Here is an 18395-nt window from a genome sequence, read left to right as displayed (position 1 = left end):
TCTATTCAGTTTTATCTATAAAAATCGAACGTTTGTTTTTTGCTGTGTCGTAAAACAAATGAAAAAAGCAACATTTTTTCAACATTGCTCTTTTATTGTTAACCTTATTTAAAATAGTTAATTCCCATAGCTGACTTCACTTGATCAAGAGTTGTCGCAGCAACTTGGCGAGCTTTTTGGCTACCTGCTTCCAACATTGCATAGACCTGTCCCATATCCTGTGCAAACTCCAGACGGCGTTCACGGATTGGTCCTAATTCTCTCTCTAAAATGTCCAGCAAATAGCGTTTAGTCTTCACATCGCCCAAACCACCACGTTGATAGTGCTCCTTCATAGCCTCAATCTCAGCCTTATCTTCTTCGCGCCCAAAAACGTCAAGATAGTGGAAAACCATGTTTCCTTCAATCTTACCTGGATCTTCAACACGGATGTGGTTGGGATCAGTGTACATGGACATGACTTTCTTTTTGAGTGTATCCATGTCATCTGCCAGATAAATACCATTTCCAAGTGACTTAGACATCTTGGCATTGCCGTCCAAACCTGGCAAGCGACCGGCTGCCTCATTTTCAGGATAAATACCTTCTGGCTCTACCAAAACATCTGTTTGGTAAGCATGATTAAAACTACGAACAAGTTCACGAGTCTGCTCAATCATAGGTTTCTGGTCATTTCCAACAGGGACAAAATTTGCCTTAAAGGCTGTGATGTCAGCCGCTTGAGACACAGGATAGACCAAGAAACCAGCTGGAATTCCTTCGCCAAAACCTTTTTGAGCAATTTCTGTTTTAACGGTTGGGTTACGTTCTAGACGTGCAACAGATACCAAGTTCATGTAGTACATGGTCAACTCTGCCAATTCAGGGATTTGACTCTGGATGAAAATCGTTGTCTTAGCTGGATCAAGTCCTGCCGCTAGATAATCTAGCGCTACGTTTCCAACGGATTCAACAATCTTTTCCGGTTCCTTTGCATGATCTGTCAAAGCTTGTTGGTCTGCTAAAAAGACAAAAAGTTCATGTTGACCTGCATCCTGTAATAAAACACGATTTTTCAACGAACCAACATAATGTCCAATATGTAATTTGCCTGTTGGACGGTCTCCTGTTAGGATAATCGGTTTACTCATAAAATATTCTCCTTTTACATAATAAAAGCCCACGCACAGAAAACTGTGCGAGGGCGTCAAGGACACGGTGCCACCTCACTTATAAGCATTAAATAAGCTTATATCTTTTCGCACATAAGGCCTGCTAGCCGAATCCTTATTTGTTCAGATTCTATTCACTCAGTCCATTCATAAGCGACTCTTGTTTGTTTCCACCAACCACAAACTCTCTAAAAATTATCCACTTACTACTCTTCTGATTGATTCCTATTATAACCGCAAAAAATTAGAAAGTCAAGGTCAGTAAAGCCTTGACGCTACCAAGAGAATGATGGATAATAGTATAGAATTATTTTTAGTGGAGCTTATTATGCAACGATTTAAAGAGTTTTTTCTAGTTACCATTGGTACCTTTATCATGGCTGTTGGCTTTAACAGCCTCTTTTTAGCGAATAACATCGCTTCCGGGGGGATAAGTGGTCTGGCTATTAGTATTAACAAATTATTTGAAATAAATCCAGCCACCTTTGTATTTATCGTTAACATTCCCCTACTTATTGCATGTTACGTTTTTCTAGGTAGAACAACCTTTTTGAAGACCGTATATGGTTCTAATATTTACCCATTTTTTCTTAAACTCACAGACTCACTTCCAACACTTACTAAAGATCCGCTATTAGCAGCACTATTTGGTGGTATTATTGTTGGAATTGGAATTGGTCTTGTTTTTCTTGGAAATTCTTCAACTGGCGGTACTGGAATTATTACTCAATTACTCAATAAATTAACCCCGATTCCTATTGGGATTTTAATGGGTATAATTGATGGAATAATCGTTATTATAGGTTTTATTGCTTTTGATCCTGATTCTGTAATGTACTCCATCCTCGCACTGATGACCATCACTTATATTGTCAACTTGATGATGTCCGGTGCTGATTCCTCTCGAAATGTAATGATTATATCGAGATATCATGAAGAAATAAAAGAATACATTACAACAGTTGTTGATCGAGGTGTTACCGAATTTCCTGTTGTTGGTGGGTTTACAGGTAAAGAACAACGAATGCTGATGACAACCGTTTCACGTCCAGAAATTCAAAAACTTGAAACAAATATTCTTGCAATCGACGATACTGCATTTCTAATTGTCATGCCAGCAACTCAAGTTAAAGGACGTGGATTCAGTCTTCAAAAAGACCACAAACAGTATAATGAAGATATTTTGATTCCAATGTAATTCATTGAAAATTCAAGTTCTTTCTAGTACAATAAAACTAATAGACAGAAAAATAGGAGAAACTATGCTTACAGTATCAGATGTGTCGCTACGTTTCAGCGATCGTAAATTATTCGATGATGTCAACATTAAGTTTACAGCAGGAAATACCTATGGATTGATTGGTGCTAATGGTGCCGGAAAATCTACTTTTTTAAAAATCTTAGCAGGAGATATCGAACCAACAACTGGCCATATTTCCCTTGGTCCAGATGAACGACTTTCTGTCCTTCGTCAGAACCATTTCGACTACGAAGATGAACGTGTGATTGACGTCGTTATCATGGGAAATGACCAACTTTACAGCATCATGAAAGAGAAAGATGCCATCTATATGAAGGAAGACTTTTCTGATGAAGATGGTGTCCGAGCTGCCGAGTTAGAAGGTGAATTTGCTGAACTTGGTGGATGGGAAGCTGAGAGCGAAGCTTCACAGTTACTCCAAAACCTCAACATCTCAGAAGACCTTCACTACCAAAATATGAGCGAATTGACAAATGGTGAAAAGGTCAAAGTTCTCTTAGCCAAGGCGCTTTTTGGTAAACCCGATGTTCTTCTTTTGGACGAGCCAACCAACGGTTTAGACATCCAATCCATCAACTGGTTGGAAGACTTCCTCATTGATTTTGAAAATACCGTCATTGTTGTTTCCCATGACCGTCACTTCTTAAATAAAGTATGTACACATATGGCTGATCTTGACTTCGGTAAAATCAAGATTTTTGTTGGTAACTACGACTTCTGGAAACAATCAAGTGAGTTGGCTGCCCGTTTACAAGCAGATCGAAATGCAAAGGCTGAAGAAAAAATCAAAGAATTACAAGAATTCGTTGCCCGTTTCTCTGCTAATGCATCTAAATCCAAACAAGCCACTTCACGTAAAAAAATGTTGGATAAAATTGAATTAGAAGAAATCATACCCTCTAGCCGTAAGTATCCATTCATCAACTTCAAATCTGAACGTGAAATCGGTAATGACCTCTTGACAGTTGAGAACTTAAAAGTTGTCATCGATGGTGAAACGATTCTTGACAATATCAACTTTATCTTACGTCCAGGTGACAAGACTGCTCTTATTGGACAAAATGACATCCAAACAACTGCTCTCATTCGTGCGCTTATGGGTGATATTGAATACGAAGGAACTGTCAAGTGGGGTGTCACTACTAGTCAATCCTACTTACCAAAAGACAATACTCGTGACTTTGATACCAATGAATCAATCCTTGATTGGCTTCGTAATTTTGCTAGCAAGGAAGAAGATGACAATACCTTCTTACGTGGATTCTTGGGACGTATGCTCTTCTCGGGTGATGAGGTTAACAAACCTGTAAACGTCTTATCAGGGGGCGAAAAAGTGCGCGTGATGTTGTCAAAACTCATGCTCCTCAAGTCAAATGTCTTGGTCTTAGATGATCCAACCAACCACTTGGACTTGGAGTCAATTTCCAGTCTGAACGATGGTTTGAAAGCTTTTAAAGAGTCCATCATCTTTGCCAGCCATGACCACGAATTTATTCAAACTTTAGCAAACCATATCATCGTCATTTCTAAAAATGGCGTGATTGATCGAATCGACGAAACTTATGATGAATTTTTGGAAAATGCTGAAGTACAAGCTAAAGTACAAGAACTTTGGAAAGCATAATAAAAAGGCGATTTATTCGCCTTTTCTTTTAAATCTATGAAAAAAATATTTACAAAAACATCCATTTATTACCTCTTATCTTTCCTTATCCCGCTAACTATTATTTCTATTGTCTTGGCATTTCAAGGAATCTGGTGGAGAAGTGACACAACTATATTAGCAAGTGATGGCTTCCATCAGTATGTTATATTTAATCAAACATTGCGAAATGCTTTACATGGAGATGGCTCAATATTTTACACATTTACTAGCGGTTTGGGACTGAATTTCTACGCATTGTCTTCGTATTATTTAGGTTCTTTCCTATCTCCCATCGTTTTTTTCTTCAATTTACAGTCTATGCCAGATGCCCTATATCTTGTCACTATTGTCAAGTTTGGATTGATAGGGTTATCAACTTTTGTCAGTTTAAAAGGCATTCACCAAAATTTAAAAGAAGAGTGGGCGTTGCTACTTTCTACTAGTTTTTCCCTAATGAGTTTCAGTACTAGTCAATTAGAAATTAATAACTGGCTGGACGTTTTTATTCTTCTTCCAATCATTCTCCTTGGTTTACATCGATTATTAACGGGAAAAGGACAAATCATTTACTATGTAGCTCTGACATGCTTATTTGTACAAAACTATTACTTTGGTTACATGACCGCTGTTTTTCTAATCATTTGGACACTCGTACAATTGTCTTGGTTAGAGGGGCAGAAATTGAAGAGATTTGTAAACTTTACATTGGTGTCAACCTCATCTACATTGAGTAGCATGTTTATGTTGTTACCAACCTATTTTGATTTGAAGACTCACGGTGAAACATTTACAAGCATTGTCAACCTAAAAACAGAAGATTCTTGGTATCTGGACTTCTTTGCCAAAAACTTAGTAGGTAGTTTCGATACGACAAAATTTGGATCCATTCCTATGATTTCTGTTGGTTTAGTCCCATTGATTCTAGCTTTGCTATTCTTCACATTAAAAGGTATCAAACCAATTGTAAAGCTATCTTACAGCCTATTCTTTATACTCATTATTTCAAGTTTTTATTTACAGCCACTAAATCTTTTTTGGCAAGGAATGCATGCTCCGAATATGTTTTTATATCGCTATGCATGGGTTCTTTCAATAGGTATCATCTACCTAGCTGCTGAAACTGTTGTGCGTTTGGATCAAATTAACTTAAAACATTTCACATTAGTTATTTCATTTCTATTTATTGGATTTTTATTCACTTACTTTTTCAAAAATCATTACGACTTTCTAGTGGATGTCAACTTCTTATTGACACTAGAATTTTTGATTGCATACTTTATTCTTTTTATTGCTATCCTAGGCTACAAGTCATCCTTCAAATGGATAACTTCCACCATAGTACTATTTAGTCTCTTAGAAGTCGGAATTCATACTTATTATCAAGTGCAAGGCTTATCGGACGAGTGGCATTTTCCTAGTCGTTCTAACTATGAAGAAAAGTTGTCAGAAATTGACAGTCTTGTAAAGTATACAGCTGAGAGCAATGATTCGTTTTACCGAATGGAGCGTCTCTTGCCTCAAACAGGTAATGATAGTATGAAATTCAATTATAATGGTATTTCTCAATTTTCTTCCATAAGGAACAGAGCATCTAGCTCAGCATTAGATAAACTTGGTTTTCGATCTGATGGTACCAATCTAAACCTTCGATACCAAAATAATACCATTATAGCTGATAGTCTATTTGGAATAAAGTACAACCTAGCAAGCAGCAATCCAAATAAGTATGGTTTTTCGTTAAGCCAGAGTCTTGATACAATTAGTCTCTACGAAAATTCTTTTAGCAAAGGGTTAGCTATTCTAACGGAAGGAATTTACAAAGATGTCAAGTTTACGAATTTAACTCTTGACAACCAAACAAACTTCCTAAATCAATTGACTGGGTTATCACAGAAATATTATTATTCGCTTAAAGACATTGAATCACAAAATACAGTTGAATTAGGCAATCGAATGACTGTCAATAAAGTTGAAACTGAGGATGCTGCAAAAGCTACTTTCACTGTTACAATTCCTGCAAATAGTCAGGTATATTTAAATTTACCAAATATTACTTTCTCAAATGAGAATCAAAAAAGAATTATTATCACTGTCAACAATCAGTCAAGTGAGTTTACAATTGATAATGCTTTTTCCTTTTTCAATATTGGAAATTTCTCTACCGATACTGTGGCTCAGATAGAAGTCTATTTTCCTGAGAATAACCAAGTATCATTTGATTTGCCACAATTTTATCGATTGGATTTACAAGCTTTCCAACAAGCAGTATCTATACTCCAAGAAAAAAACATTGATACACGCACAGATGGTAATAGAGTCACAGTAAATTTTGAAACAAGTAAAGAAGCTTCTATCCTATTAACCCTTCCTTTTGATAAGGGATGGAGTGCAACCATTGATGGCAAGCCAGTAGAAATTCAAAAGGCTCAAAATGGTTTTATGAAAGTGAATGTAGAACCTGGTCAAACAAAACTCGTTTTAACCTTTATTCCACAAGGTTTTTATGTCGGTTTACTGATTTCTTTTGGGGCTATTTTCGTATTTTGTACTTATCAGTTTCTTCGATTTTATTATCTTAAAAACCGAGAAAAATAATACTTCTCGGTTTTTTCTATTTTAGAAAACAAAAAAACCTTGATTTTTCAAGGTTTCCTATGCTTTATTTACTCCGCCAACAGATAATTATACGTTAAAATAAGTTAAAATATATAACAAAAATGGCGATAATCAAGGGTTTGTTACTTATCTAGGGAGTAATAAAAAGCGGCAATTTGACCAAATTTTGACCAAATGAATTTTTCTAAAATATTTACGTTTTTTCTGAATTATACAGAATTTTTATAAAAATACACTCTGACCAAGTTTTAACAAAGAAGCGTTTCGGAGTAACTAAAATATTCAATATCTATCCTTCTTCCAGTTTCGACTCATCTCTTGTCTCTCAGCACCGGTTTCTTTTTACTTCAGTACACGGTTCGATAGTATTTATTTAGGGAGTGTTTAACTAACCAACTAATTGACTGTTCTTCTTCCAAATGAAAATAATTTCTAGTTTCTCAGAGACGGACTTTGGACTTCTTTTTGACATAGTAAAAATTCCCTCATAGTTTCTAGTGAAAATTTTTGATTTTTTAGTGTCTTCTATAAGTGGAGCCTATCAGTATGTAAGAAGATCTTTTTACTCTACTTTGTAATAAATATTGCCTTGTTCTAATCCTTCCATTCTACCTCCAAGAGCAATTCTATCACGATTTGAATCAGTTCCAATCTCTCCTCTAACCGTTATTCCCGATGGAATAATTGTAATATATTGCCCCGTATTAGCGTTTTCTAAGTCTGTGTTGCTATCACCATAAATACCATCAAGGTAGGCTTCATTCATTATCTTTAATTCTCGTATCGCAATATCTGAGGAGTTGATGAAATCTCCTTCCATAGAACCAGTCTCATCAATTGTAAAACTGTCTAGACTATTTTTCCAAGTCCCAGCCAAGCTTGAAAAATCTCCTCTTAATAATTCTGTAAAATCAATAGAAGGGCCTGAATCCTCATTATTTTTGACAACTGAAGAAAATATATCAGAGGAACGATATAGAATAATTTTTTCATCAAATGTATGGACGATTAATCGATCTCGATCTATATCACCTTGAGTACTATCTATCCCTTTGGGAATGAATTCATAAGTGTAATGAATTCCTAGATTAGTCAATGCAGTTAATGATATTTTTCCTCCGACTGGATCGCTTACTGAGTAACCTTCATAATACTGAGAAGAAGTATTTAAAAAACCAAAACGATCACCCGGAATACCTCCACCACCACTTGGAAGGTTATCCGTTCTCTGATCATCAATGTATGCTATGCCGTCATTATAAATTCTAATATTATGGGTATTATCTTCTGTTATCCAAACATCATTTACAGAAGAAAAATCTTGATTAGAGAGCTCTATTAAATTTATTTGGTATAGACCTTTGACATCAAATGGATACCAGTTTTTCTCTGAGGATACATTCAACTTCGGCTTAACTTTCTCAACTTTTCCAAATGAAATGTCGAATTGTTCCAACACTTCAATATTATCTTCACCATCATCAAATCCTATATACATTTCTGTTTTCCCATCACTATCCAAATCATCGATTAAATAGGACGGAAAACGAGTTGGTTGATTGAAATAATCTACATTTACTTTCTCACTATCTTTTTGAAGGATTGCTTCTTGATAGTCAGATATCACTCTTTTATAAAGATCTTCATAACGACTCTCTTGGCTTTGATAATAGAATTTCAAGGCAGGCTTATAACTAATGTACAGCAACAAAATTAATGTTAATAATACTAAAATTTGTTGCCAAACAGGAATTCTACGAATTCGAAACCAATAGGACCTCTTTCTTATCTCACCTCTTTGAAACGCAAGTTTTAATTCAACCTTACTAGGTTTCCTTCCATTAATCGTCTCAAAATAACTTACCCATTCTTTTTCTGTCACTTAATTTTCCTCCACTATGCTCTCAAACTCTTTCGTCAAATCTTCTTTATCCGAAACTCTAACTTTATAGATATTATCTTGACTTGTAGGAGAATAAAGTACAACAGGTGTTCCGTCATATTTTATTGTGAACAAGTAATTATGTTCCAACTTACCACCAGCTACAACTTGAAAATAATGATAGATTCCTACAATATGATATTCCGCTTGACCTGTTCCATCTGTAGAAAAGTCTACAGAATAGTTCGGACCCCCACCCGACTCGTCAACAACTGCTAGGGAACGCTTTCTCACTGCATTAGTCACATCTTTATAGCCATTCTGATTCATTGAATCCCCCCAACTTACCATTAAATCTGCAAGTTGCTGACTTTGTTCTTGAGTCCAATGAGGAGTTTCCGTCGTTTTCTGAGTATGATAGGCAATAGAATATTGTGTATTCTCAACTTTTTTAAAATCAGTTTCTCGATAATAAACATCCGAAGTAATTCCTTCTGAGACAATACGATTCGTAGTAGACATTGTCGGAACGCCTCCAGTAACCATTTCAACAGGCAGGTTGTATTCTACTCCTTTAGGAATAATTTTCAAGGTCGGAGCACCAGCTAAATTATTAGATGATAATATTAGCATTCCATTTTCTTCACGAACTTGATGATTTTTAAAAAAGTCACTCCAGTTAAATTCTTTTGGACTGTCTGAAATTTCTGTGTACCACAAACCAGCGATACTTGAATAATCTCCTGATTGGATAGCTACTAGATCAATCTTATCATCTTCATTGAGAGAACTTGAGGATTGCATCTGATTAGCTTTTGACTGATCCGTTGATGAGCTAACCTTTGTAGAGACAATTGAGGTTTCTTGATTTGAAGTTTTTGTAAATAGTAAATAAGATACTCCTATGGAAGCTAAAATCCCGATTCCGATTAAACTATAGAACCATTTAGGAAATGATTTACTAGGAGACAGCACAAGCCCGCTTTTAACTGCTTCCTGCAATTCTGTAGGAGTTGGCTTTCGACCATTCATTGCTTCAAAATATACAATCCATTCTGTCTCAGTCATCTTTATCTCCTACTACTCTTTTTCAAATGTGAAATTACCCACTTTTAAATTACCAGAGTCATCTTTTTCATAAGTACCAACTATCTCACTTCCAATTCCTGGGATTTCTTCTGGTAAATCTATGCTAATAGTTTTATCAAAAATATTAATTGTTCCTGAAAAGCTTTGTGTCTGCCCTAGAACTTCTACTTCTCCATTTACCACCGTAAATATAACATTTAACTCTATATCAGCAACTCCATCATAACCTATTCGATATTTTCCATCTACAGAATTCTGTGCATAAAAAATTACTGCGAATATAAAGCCAACTAAACTTACAAGTTTTACGATTAGTCCAAATGACAATTTTGGACCTGAAGTACTAGGACTGTGCAATCCAATTGATTCAATATTACTCTTTCTTGGTACTGCTTTAGGCTTAACTGAATTCTTTATTTTTTCTATAGATATATATTTTTCAACATCTTGTATATTTTTCCCTTCCATTAGTAGCAATAAGAACAAGGGAAGAATAATTTGTAACAATGTAATTAAGAAAATATCGATTGTTTGAGTAATTATTGATCCAACAATTGAAATGACTAAGATCCCAGTGCCCCCTAATATAACTTTGTGCGTCTGACCTTTATATATCTGATAATTCGTAAAAATTAGAATCACCCCAAAAACTACTGATAGTAATCCCATCATATTGCTAGATAGACTACTTGGAAAAACAACCCCTAATTGGAAAAAGATACATAAAAATGTAAAACTGATTAACCACAATTTATGGTAAGAAGCACTTTTGTATAAAGTCCCTTGATTGATTTCAATTCCTAATTTGTTTAATTGTTCCTCTAACCAGTGGCCCCAGCGATCTAACCATCGATTTGACTGAACCATATAATATTGACCATTATCCAGTAATGACTGGCTCTCGCGAAAGGATACAGTTTCCGTTGAAAGGTTCATTTGACCACATTGTTGACAATAGTTTGAAGTTAGGACATACTCTTGACAGGAGGTACAAAAGTCGAAAGATGTAACCTTTTTTAAATCTTCTTGATTCACCCAGAGAACCTTCCTCAGTCGATCTATATAAACCTGATTTTTATCCATCTTACTCTCCTAAGCAAATTCTTTTCCACAACAAGCGCAGAACTTATTCTTACCCGCTTGCAAAGTAGAACATACGTCACACTCTTTTACAGTCGCTTCTTCAAGAGCAGATAGTTCTTGAACATCACTTCCGCAAACCGAACAGAAACGACTATCTGAACTTAATAAATTACCACATGCTAAACATGATTTTTCACGTGGAACGTGGATATTGTAATCTTGACGAAGTTTGTAAGATTCTTGAAGAAGTGCAATAATATTTGCCACTTCTTGATCAAGGTTGATTTCCTTCTGGTTGATAGATTGATTATAGTAAGCTAATCCCAATTCAAAGAAATGCTTAGACAAGGTCGTTTCCTTTTCTTCGATCTGCTTGCGCAAAGCTCGCAAGTCAGTATTCAGTAATAAATCCTTCTGACTAATGACTGATTTAGGTTGTGAATGAGGTTGCGAGTTTTCTGAGTGATTCTCTGCAACCTGCTCTTCAACTACATTCTGCTCAGTCTCAATAGTCTCTATCTTGAATTCCCCATTCTTTAATGCTTCTGAGAATTCAGCTGGTTCTGGATTACGTCCATTTGACGCTTGAAAAAATTCTACCCATTCTTTTTGATTCATCTTATTCTCCTAAAATATTGTTTTCATAAATCATATTTAATTGAAAAATTATAGCTATATATCATTGAATAATTTGTTTATTTTTGTTTTTTTCTAGCACCTAATACTAACTGTAAACCTAGTAATCCAATACCAAATATTGTTAATGTCTGTGCTGACTCACCTGTGTTTGGAAGAGTTACGTTATGTTTAGTAGGCAGATTTGTAGATGGATTTAGAACTTTACTATTATTTACCTGTTGACTTGATTCTGTAGATAATTTTCTCTTGTTTGAATCTTCAACAATCGAAACATCAAGAGCTGGAACTTCAGGTTGAACAGGTTCTTCAGCCTTAGGCTCCTCAGTGGATACCCCACCATTTTGGTTGTTTTGAGCCTCTTGTTCAGCTTTTTCACGAGCAAGGCGTTCAGCCTCAAGACGCTCAGCCTCTAAACGAGCCTTCTCTGCTTCTTCACGAGCAAGACGTTCTGCCTCTGCCTTAGCTTTAGCTTCTGCTTCAGCTTTAGCTTGTTCTTGAGCAAGACGGTCTGCCTCAGCTTTCGCCTGAGCTTCCTGTTCAGCTTTGATGCGAGCCTCTTCTTCTAAGCGAGCCTTTTCAGCTTCATCTTTCTCAGCTTGTGCTTTAGCCTCAGCTTCTGCTTTCTCACGGGCAATTCGCTCTGCTTCAAGACGGGCTTTCTCTGCTTCTTGAGCAAGACGTTCTGCCTCTAAACGAGCTTTTTCTTCAGCTTCTGCTTTGATACGAGCTTCTTCTTCAAGACGGGCTTTTTCTTCACGAGCGATTCGCTCTGCTTCAGCTTTGGCTTCCGCCTCTGCTTTTGCCTTAGCCTCTTGTTCAGCTTTGATACGAGCTTCCTCTTCAAGACGGGCTTTCTCAGCTTCCGCTTTGATACGAGCCTCCTCTTCAAGACGGGCTTTCTCAGCCTCTTCTTTCGCTTTCAATTCAGCCTGAATGCGTTCTTGCTCGGCTTTTTCCTTAGCAATACGCTCTGCTTCAGCCTTGGCTTTCGCCTCTGCCTCAAGACGTTCCGCTTCAGCTTTGGCTTGGGCATCCTTCTCAGCCTTGATGCGAGCTTCTTCTGCAAGGCGTTCTGCCTCGATACGCTCAGCCTCAAGTCGGTCTGCCTCGGCTTTTGCTTCTAAATACGCTTGATACGCATTGTACTGAGCCTGCAAAGTTTGATAGTTGGCAAGCGCTTTGTCGTAGTTGGCTTGAGCGATACCCAACTCAGACTTGTACTGAGCCAACTTATCTTGAGCAGACTTCAATGTAGCGTCTGTTTGTGCTTGTTTACTCTTCAAAGACTGCAACTCAACCTTAGCTTGAGTCAACTTATTGAGATACCCTTGAACTGTTGTAAGGACATTGCGAGCAGTTGACAGGTCATTTTGAGCATCTACAAGTGCAGATTGCAAGTTTGACAAGCTGTCTTTGGCATCTGTAAGCTCAGACTGCTTAGTTGCCAAGGTAGTCTGAGTTTCAGTCAAGTTTGATTTAGCAGTAGCAAGCTCTTTTGCTTTAACATTAACGTTGTTCTGACTTGTAACCACATCAGCTTGAGCCAACTTCAAAGCATTTTGAGCTGTTGCAAGCTCTTTCGACCTAACATCTAAGATACCCTTCGCAGATGCCAACTCAGACTGAGCTGTAGCAAGGTTTGATTTTGCAGTTTCCAAGTTCGCTTTTGCTGTATCAAGAGCTTTTTGAGCAGATGGCGTTTGGACTGGAACAGCTTTAGCAGTTGCCAACTTACGTTGAGCAAGCGTTAAGATACCCTGAGCAGACTGGAGCTTTTCAGTTGCAGTTTTAACCGATGCTTGGGCAGTTGATAACTGAGAAGTAGCCGTAGATAAATCCGCTTTAGCCTTAGTAACCGCAGACTCTAGAGCTTCTTTTGAGATTGGGTTGGAGATTGGTGTACCTGCAATGAAGTCCGAAACAACACCGTGGTCATTAAACTCGTACAAGAAAGCAGAGTTAACAGAACCTGTGTAGCCTGACAAACCGAAATACTGGTCACCTTTCTCTGCATCAATATACTTAGAATCCAAACCTGAGATAGAAATCGAATGTCCATAATGCTGAGATGGCAAGTAATCGAACAACATCATATCCTCAAGAGTATCAGCAACATCGACCTTTAACTCCGCCATAGTGACATCTCGTGGATAGGTGTGCAATACACGAGACGCATCCTCTTCAATCCTAGAGTTAGTTGCATCCTGAACCCTAGAAATTGCCTTAGTGTCGTGACCCTTTTGCATATCCCAATCATCCGCCAAGTACTCCTTAGCAACTCTATCTGCAAGTTCAAGTGAACCCTCAGTTATCAACACTTTAGAAGTGATACCCATTTGGGAGCGGATATCGTTTATAATCGTTTGAGCATACTGTGACAACTCTAAACGGTCTTCTTTTGTAAGAGTGTTCAAACCACCAGTGTTAGCCTTAATTACCACACGTTTGTTAGAATCAACCGCATTAAGACTCTTATACAAAGCATTTAGGCGTTTTGCATCAACAGACTCTTCCATTAGACGAAGAGACTCAATTTTCAGCTCATCCCAAATACGGTTCATTTCCTCGGTATCTCTTGACACGTAGCGAGCCTCGTAGAACTGAACAAGCAAATCCTTATAAGTCTGAGACAAATTAACTGTAAAGATAGAACCCAAAGCCAACTCGGCATTATTAACCGCAGTTTGAGCTGAAGATACCCCGGATTGAGCAGTTGAAAGTGTTACATTAGCACTGTCAAGCGTTGATTGAGCATTTGAAACACCAACCTGAGCTGTGTTTACCTCAGTCTGTGCCTTATTAATAGCAACTTGACGTTGTGCATCCGCTTCTTTCGCATCAACCAACTTAGACTCAGCCTCAGAAACAGCAGTCTGGGCAGTTTCAACCTCAGTTTGAGCTGTTGTCACAGTAGTCTCTTTTGCAGACACCTCGGTTTGAGCTGTTGAAACAGCATCTTCCGCCTTCGAAACATTCGTCTGAGCCGTTATCACGTCAGCCTTATCCTGAGCCAACTGAGCATCAGCCTGTGTTTTTGTAGTCTCTGCATTGGAAACCTGTTTCTCTGCGTTGCTAACACTTGTTTGAGCAGTTGCAACCTCATCCTCAAGAGCAGAAACCTCAGTTGTCTGAGAAGATACCGCAGTTTGCAAGTTGGAAACCTCTTGAGTTGCAGAAACAACATCAGCTTGAGCCTCTGACACAGACGGATTAGCATCCACCACAGCTTGAGCCTGAGCGACAACCTGCTCTTGACTTGCAACTGCAGAGTCAGCCGATGAAGCCTGAGCTTGAGCAGTTGAAACAACCTGCTCTTGACTTGCAACATTAGAAGTTGCAACGGAAACAGCTTGCTCAGCCTGTGTTACCTGCGTTTGTGCTTCGGCAACTTGAGCCTCTGTAACCTCAGTTGTCGCATTTGTAACTACAGGTGTACTTGAATCAATCTCATCTGCGGACACTTGAGATACCCCAGTACCGATTGAAAAACCGAACATCAAGATACCCACTGCACCTAGACCTTTGAGTTTACGGATTGAGCCGTATGCCTGTACTTTGTTATCTAGTATTTTCATAAAACCTCCATATGTAACAAACTAATCTTTTAAGGTTATTTTACTATAGTTTTTAGTTTCTAACAACTAAATTAGATGATTTAAAACCTTTTAAGAAGTTTCTTCTTTACTATAAACCTTGTAAGATAATTATTAACGAGGTATTCAAGATGGAAAATGCGAGTTTGAGACAATATATTGGTAAGAGAATACGCCATTTACGACTAGAAAAAGGTTGGACACAAGACGAATTGGAAGAAAAAGCCGACCTTGGAATGAATTACGCTTACAAGATCGAACAATTAGCTACAAATATTAAAATTGATACATTTGAAAGAATTTTAGAAGCTCTTGAAACAGATATTGAACACTTTTTTGATATCAGCATCAAGGAAAATAGCCCTGAACTCTCACAATTATTAGACTCACTATCAGAACTGCCAAAGGACAAACAGGAAAAAAGTATAAAAGCTTTTCAAAGTTTATTGGAACAGATGAAGTAATATTATAAAACACGATACACCAATAAGACGATGTATCGTGTTTTATTATGCTGATTTGTCAAACTTTCAAGACATAATTTTTTCCATATAGTCTGATGCATCCATTACTATTGTATCATTACCTAGCAAACTCTTTAAAATTAGTGATTTAAACCAATTTGAATTCAATAATTCTTTTAATTCATCATCTAATTTAGATTTTATAACATTATTCCTATTCTCTAGTTGAAAATAGTTTAAATCTGTATTTCCTATAAAAAAACCTTTTCCATAACCTGTTTTTCCTTTTGTATTCATTTCCTCAGCATATAGGTAGTTCCTCAAATCTACTACTTTTTTTAACCAAATTGGAGGTAATTTTTTTAGATGATTACTATCTATTTTTATCTCGTCAATAAGATTCTTTAACGGTTCATAGAAATCTGAACTGTAATAGTTTTCTAAAAAATGCTCAGGATCAGCAAAAACCAACTTATTATTTACATATAGATAATATGCAACAATATAATCAAACAATTTATTTAATTTATTCTTATTAAATAATTCTGTATACCTGATATAAAAACGACCACTCGGAATCTTTTTTTCATAATTATTAAATTGAGCGATCGATTTGTCTAAAAGGTCCCAATCTTCTTCACTCATTAAAGGCTTGAATTTCATGAAGTTATCTATATCACCATATTCCTCAAAAAACTCTTTATATCCTTTTCCATTATTATGTTCTTTATAAATTAGAAATAATACTAACTTATTCACAGGCTTGATATCATTTTCAGAGATGTTTGTTGGAATTAATAGTTTTTGAATATCCGATAAAAATTTATTTTTCAAAAATGTATCACTATATAAGTATAGTAAGTGTAAATCTTTTTTTAAATTTTCAAACTGGTACCTAGTTTTTTCTTTTTCCGATAAACTTCTATCTAGTTCTTTTATTTTATTAATAATATTTTCCATCTTACCAACCTCCCTATTAACTATAGTTTCAATCATTATAACATCTTTTTCGAAGAAAATAATTATAACTTTGTCGAATCATTTTCTTCAAAACACCTCATTCTTCATTATGATATTCACAATAATACACCTGAACTTTCAAATCTCTTCGCTCCTTTAATACTATTTTTACGAAAATGGTCACGTTTTCGATGAGTATAATTAAATCATAAAACCTTGAGAGGAGTGAGTCCAATGTACAACAAAGATTAAAAGCTTCCACAGCTAACTAAAATATATTAGTGGTAGAAAGGAGGAATTAGAGATGCAACTATCGAAATGTAATATCATTGGTAACCTCGTTGGAGTTGCTCCAGCTATGGATTTTCAAACAAAGTCAGTAATCGGTGTACAGCTAGACTTGGGACGACGAACCGATGCAGGTAAGTTTGTGATAGACACAATAAAAGTTCTTGGTGCAAAACAAGCGGATTTTACAAACTTTCTAGATGAAGTTGTAGAAATCCAGCTCGAAAATGTAACTATCAGTAGCTATTCGAGAGCAAATCAAGCACTGATATCTTTAAAAGCTCAAAAAGCTACAATTTTATAACTTTTTTCGCTTCAGGGAGGCACTCCCTCCCTTATTTTTCTTTGGAGGACTATTATGTACCATACATATTCTTTTGTTTTATTTATTTTATTTGCAATTTACCTTTTTTTGAAATATCAAGAAAACAAAAAGCAAAGATTGCTAAATCAGCAACTTTCTCTAAATCGTTCACAAATATGTGACGATATCGAAAATACCTGTCACAGAGTAAGTAGAGAATTGGGATGCTCTATTACCTTCTCACGTGATTCTATTTTCTTAGTTTCAAGCACTCCAACAGAGTCAGCTTTAAGATACCGATTCCCTCTCTTAATCAAGGATGAACTTGACGAGGAGGAATTACTCTATCTCGTTAAAAACTTAGTAATCGAATTAGACAAAAAGATTAAACAAAATTACCGTTTTTATTCACAAACACAGGATATTTTTGTTTCTTTTATTTTCAATAATCAAGTTACAAAACGTGAACAGCTTAATTATCTAGATTTAGATATCTTCTTTTACCACAACCAAGAAGAATTGAAACAACTCAAAGGGGACAGACTATGAGACTACTATTGGATCATTTACTATTTAAAAAGTCTTCTCAATTTTTAAGAGAAGTTCCGTTCAACACATCTAAACCTCACTTGTTATGCGTAGGTGCAAGCGGAAGCGGAAAGACAATCTGTGCAATCGCTTTACTAGCCAAAGAGATTTATGAATACTATCAACAAGCCAGAGAACCTCCATTTTTGCTAATAGCTGACTATAAAGCTGATAAAGACTTTGAATTTTTAAATGAGTTACCAACCTTCTTTCGCTTTGATGCCGTAGATAAGGCTATTGATTTAGCTTTAAATGTCCTAGAGCAACGACAATCTAAACAGGATAGCTCAAAGAGAAAAGTCATACTATTTATCGATGAATGGGGTTCATACCTATCCAGTAAAGATAATAAGCAAAAGAATGAAGTCATCGCGAAGTTATCTAGGTTAATGATGCTTGGACGGTCATTCAATATTCAAATTTTTATCTGTAACCAACGTGGTGATGCTGAATATTTTGGGAAAATTAGAGATAATTTTTCATCCATGCTAGTATTAGGAACACTTTCAAAAGAGACAATCCAAATGTTCTTCTCAGAAGAGAAAGATTGGATTGCCTCTTCGAATCCAAGGGGAGTAGGCTACCTTAAAGTTAGTGGGAAAAAGACTGTAAAAGTTATTGTCCCACATATTTCCCCTGACAAACTGAAAATATGCCGAAGATGGATTCATTTTGCGGTAACATCTTCCTCACCACTTTTATCGCTCTTTACCAGCACAGACTAGCAGATAACCTGTAAGGTTGTCTAGATAGGCTGGGCTGGTAAAGAGCCTAGCAACAAACATTCAATCTGGGTACTGTAATAACCCAGATTCCACTTAATTCCAGAAGG

At 36.5% G+C, this 18395-nt stretch carries 14 protein-coding genes and 1 other annotated feature; of the genes, 7 read left to right on the top strand and 7 right to left on the bottom strand.

What is annotated here, in order from left to right; genetic code table 11:
• Positions 1-104: 104 nt before the first annotated feature.
• Positions 105-1130 carry a tryptophan--tRNA ligase gene (gene trpS, locus K6V48_RS03285; RefSeq protein WP_024391640.1) on the bottom strand — a complete coding sequence of 342 codons (1026 nt, stop codon included), beginning with the start codon at positions 1128-1130 and terminating at the stop codon, positions 105-107.
• Between the two features lie 46 nt (positions 1131-1176).
• Positions 1177-1383: a binding site (T-box leader), on the bottom strand.
• Positions 1384-1476: 93 nt separating this feature from the next.
• On the opposite strand from trpS, the gene K6V48_RS03280 reads away from it, so the two are divergent.
• From K6V48_RS03280 to K6V48_RS03270, 3 genes are all read left to right on the top strand, one after another.
• Complete coding sequence (locus K6V48_RS03280; RefSeq protein ID WP_024391641.1) at positions 1477-2349, top strand: YitT family protein; 873 nt, start codon at positions 1477-1479, stop codon at positions 2347-2349.
• A 64-nt stretch (positions 2350-2413) separates the two neighbouring features.
• A complete protein-coding gene (locus K6V48_RS03275; protein WP_024391642.1) occupies positions 2414-4036 on the top strand; it encodes an ABC-F family ATP-binding cassette domain-containing protein in 1623 nt (540 codons plus the stop codon).
• Positions 4037-4072: 36 nt separating this feature from the next.
• The gene (locus tag K6V48_RS03270) at positions 4073-6652 is read left to right on the top strand and encodes a YfhO family protein (protein WP_222367976.1); all 2580 of its coding nucleotides are present in this window, start codon (positions 4073-4075) and stop codon (positions 6650-6652) included.
• 583 nt (positions 6653-7235) lie between these two features.
• Here the strand turns inward: K6V48_RS03270 and K6V48_RS03265 are convergent.
• From K6V48_RS03265 to K6V48_RS03245, 5 genes are all read right to left on the bottom strand, one after another.
• Positions 7236-8555 (bottom strand): DUF6287 domain-containing protein, encoded by a 1320-nt coding sequence (locus K6V48_RS03265; protein ID WP_222367973.1) that lies wholly within the window; start codon positions 8553-8555, stop codon positions 7236-7238.
• The gene (locus K6V48_RS03260; protein ID WP_222367970.1) at positions 8556-9623 is read right to left on the bottom strand and encodes a DUF4767 domain-containing protein; all 1068 of its coding nucleotides are present in this window, start codon (positions 9621-9623) and stop codon (positions 8556-8558) included.
• A 12-nt stretch (positions 9624-9635) separates the two neighbouring features.
• Positions 9636-10727 (bottom strand): hypothetical protein, encoded by a 1092-nt coding sequence (locus K6V48_RS03255; protein ID WP_222367968.1) that lies wholly within the window; start codon positions 10725-10727, stop codon positions 9636-9638.
• A gap of 9 nt (positions 10728-10736) precedes the next feature.
• Positions 10737-11345 (bottom strand): zinc ribbon domain-containing protein, encoded by a 609-nt coding sequence (locus K6V48_RS03250; RefSeq protein WP_105126406.1) that lies wholly within the window; start codon positions 11343-11345, stop codon positions 10737-10739.
• Between the two features lie 77 nt (positions 11346-11422).
• Positions 11423-14941 carry an SEC10/PgrA surface exclusion domain-containing protein gene (locus K6V48_RS03245; RefSeq protein ID WP_222368054.1) on the bottom strand — a complete coding sequence of 1173 codons (3519 nt, stop codon included), beginning with the start codon at positions 14939-14941 and terminating at the stop codon, positions 11423-11425.
• A 149-nt stretch (positions 14942-15090) separates the two neighbouring features.
• Between K6V48_RS03245 and K6V48_RS03240 the strand changes: the two genes are divergently transcribed.
• Positions 15091-15423 (top strand): helix-turn-helix domain-containing protein, encoded by a 333-nt coding sequence (locus K6V48_RS03240; protein WP_024378806.1) that lies wholly within the window; start codon positions 15091-15093, stop codon positions 15421-15423.
• A gap of 66 nt (positions 15424-15489) precedes the next feature.
• On the opposite strand, the gene K6V48_RS03235 is transcribed toward K6V48_RS03240, so the two are convergent.
• The gene (locus K6V48_RS03235) at positions 15490-16383 is read right to left on the bottom strand and encodes a hypothetical protein (RefSeq protein ID WP_222367966.1); all 894 of its coding nucleotides are present in this window, start codon (positions 16381-16383) and stop codon (positions 15490-15492) included.
• Between the two features lie 304 nt (positions 16384-16687).
• On the opposite strand from K6V48_RS03235, the gene K6V48_RS03230 reads away from it, so the two are divergent.
• The 3 genes from K6V48_RS03230 to K6V48_RS03220 are packed head-to-tail and all read left to right on the top strand — an operon-like array spanning position 16688 to position 18288.
• The gene (locus tag K6V48_RS03230; protein ID WP_222367964.1) at positions 16688-16975 is read left to right on the top strand and encodes a hypothetical protein; all 288 of its coding nucleotides are present in this window, start codon (positions 16688-16690) and stop codon (positions 16973-16975) included.
• A gap of 54 nt (positions 16976-17029) precedes the next feature.
• Positions 17030-17524 carry a hypothetical protein gene (locus K6V48_RS03225; RefSeq protein WP_222367962.1) on the top strand — a complete coding sequence of 165 codons (495 nt, stop codon included), beginning with the start codon at positions 17030-17032 and terminating at the stop codon, positions 17522-17524.
• Positions 17521-18288, top strand: coding sequence for a type IV secretory system conjugative DNA transfer family protein (locus tag K6V48_RS03220; protein ID WP_222367960.1), 768 nt, complete (start codon positions 17521-17523; stop codon positions 18286-18288). The genes K6V48_RS03225 and K6V48_RS03220 overlap by 4 nt, the downstream gene beginning before the upstream one ends.
• Positions 18289-18395 lie beyond the last annotated feature (107 nt).

This window comes from Streptococcus suis (assembly GCF_019794555.1).
GTDB lineage: Bacteria > Bacillota > Bacilli > Lactobacillales > Streptococcaceae > Streptococcus > Streptococcus suis_AB.
This window is presented reverse-complemented; position numbering and strand designations above follow the sequence as displayed.